The organism is Peptoniphilus sp. SGI.035, assembly GCF_050315115.1.
In the GTDB taxonomy this organism is placed as follows: Bacteria; Bacillota; Clostridia; order Tissierellales; family Peptoniphilaceae; genus Peptoniphilus_A.
Genome location: NZ_JBNPOJ010000044.1, coordinates 1 through 2,068, shown reverse-complemented (window position 1 = coordinate 2,068; position 2,068 = coordinate 1). Strand labels below are relative to the sequence as shown.

Genomic DNA, 2,068 nt, shown 5'->3' with positions numbered 1-2,068 from the left:
AATAAAATTTGATAAAAATCATAAGACTTATTGACAGTTGTATAACTTGTGTTATAATGCTTAAAGCAAAAAAAGGAGAGTATTATGAGACTTAGAAAAAAACATTTTGCAATTCCTGAAATGCGTGAAAATCCTTATGTATTTTTCAATGGACAAGAAAATAAAGGAAAATGGAGTGAGGTTTTCGGTAACGACAATCCAATTTATCTTGAAATAGGCGCAGGAAAGGGTACCTTTACTATAGAGTCAGCAAAGAAGAATAAAAATATAAATTATATAATGGTGGACATTGAAACTAATGCCCTTATTTATGCAACTAGAAAAATTTTAGATGAAGAGCTAACTAATGTGAGAGCAATGCCGATAAATGCGGAAAATATTTTGGATTATTTTGACAAAGGCGAGATAAGCAGAATTTACATAAATTTTTGTAATCCTTGGCCAAAGCTAAAACACAAAAAGAGAAGACTTACTTTTCCAAGATTTTTGGAAAAATATAAAATAATATTAAAACCAAAATCACAAATATATTTTAAGACAGATGACTTGGAACTATTCGAAGAGAGTCTTGATTACTTTAGGGACTGTGGATTTTCTACATTAATAGAAGATTTTGACATGAAGCTTGATAAGTATCCACAAAATATAGTAACAGAATATGAAAGAAAATTTAGAAAGTTGAATCAAAAAATAAAATTTGGTGTGTTCGAACATTATGTTAACTAATATTTACTTTTGATTGACAATAAACCATGCAAAATATATAATTACTTCAGGAGCTGAAGAGATGGATATTATTGAATTAAAAGAAAAAGTAAAAAATGGATATGTTATAACAAGAGATGAAGCGATTGAAGTTTATAATAGCGATTATAATAAACTAACAGAAGCTGCTGACGAACTTAGGGAATACTTTTGTGGCAATAACTTTGATGTTTGTACCATAATAAATGCAAAAAGCGGAAGGTGTTCTGAAAATTGTAAATTTTGTGCGCAGTCAGCACATTACAACACAAATATAAAAGAATACGATCTATTAGATGAAGAAACAATTGTAAATGATGCAATAGATAAATATAGCAGAGGTATTCCAAGATACTCAATGGTAGCGAGCGGAAAGGGACTAACTCCAAAAGATATAGATAAAATATGCAGTATTACGAGAAAAATATATGAAAAAGTACCAGAAATTAAAGTATGCATATCAGGTGGGATAATTTCTGAAGAATCCTTTGAAAAACTAAAAGATGCAGGAATAAAGAGGGTACACAATAACCTTGAAACATCAAGAAAATTTTTTCGAGAAATATGTACAACACATACTTATGATCAGAAAATTGAAACAATCAAAGCTGCGCAAAAAGCAGGGATGGAAATATGTTCTGGCGGATTAATAGGACTTGGAGAAGACTTTGAAGACAGAATTGACATGGCATTAGAGTTAAGAAAATTAAAAGTTCACTCCGTTCCAGTAAATTTACTTAACCCGATAAAAAACACACCATTAGAAAATAACAAACCACTTTCTATGGAAGAAGTAAACAGAACTTGTGCTACATTTAGATTTATTCTTCCAAAAGCTTTAATTAGATTAGCTGGAGGGAGAGCATTAATGGAAGACTTTGGCACATCTGCACTAAAATCAGGAGCAAATGCTGCAATCTCAGGTGTACTTCTAACAACAAAGGGAATAAGCATAGAAGATGACATGGAAAGATTTAAAGAGTTAAAATATAATGTAAAAGCGGTGTAAAAAATTTAGCAAATATTTATAATAAAATGCTTGACAGAAAAAAATAAAAGTAGTAACATATAACAGCTGTAATAAATGCAGCTGTTATTTTTTTAAAAAATTAAGATAAAAAATAAAAAAACAGTTGACATTAAAAAAACATGATGATAAACTATAATAGTTGTATCACAAATACAGCAAGCTTTTGTAAAAGTTGAGTAAAAAGCATTTGAAAAAAATGTAAAAAAATACTTGACAAAAAATCATTACAAGAGTACAATAAATAAGCTACTTCAAAAGGTAGCGAGAAACATGATAATTAAATAGTGTGAAGAT

At 29.2% G+C, this 2,068-nt stretch carries 2 protein-coding genes; both read left to right on the top strand.

Annotation, left to right across the window (positions count from 1 at the left end):
- The first annotated feature begins 84 nt into the window (after positions 1-84).
- The gene (gene trmB, locus ACQRC6_RS09695) at positions 85-726 is read left to right on the top strand and encodes a tRNA (guanosine(46)-N7)-methyltransferase TrmB (protein WP_427848739.1); all 642 of its coding nucleotides are present in this window, start codon (positions 85-87) and stop codon (positions 724-726) included.
- A gap of 61 nt (positions 727-787) precedes the next feature.
- Positions 788-1,753, top strand: a complete 966-nt coding sequence (gene bioB / locus ACQRC6_RS09690) for a biotin synthase BioB (RefSeq protein WP_427848738.1) — start codon at positions 788-790, stop codon at positions 1,751-1,753.
- The last annotated feature ends 315 nt before the right edge of the window (positions 1,754-2,068 follow it).

Excerpts from the sequence above, each read along its gene's own strand:
- trmB (WP_427848739.1), top strand. The coding sequence starts at position 85 with ATGAGACTTAGAAAAAAACATTTTGCAATTCCTGAAATGCGTGAAAAT.
- bioB (WP_427848738.1), top strand. The coding sequence starts at position 788 with ATGGATATTATTGAATTAAAAGAAAAAGTAAAAAATGGATATGTTATA.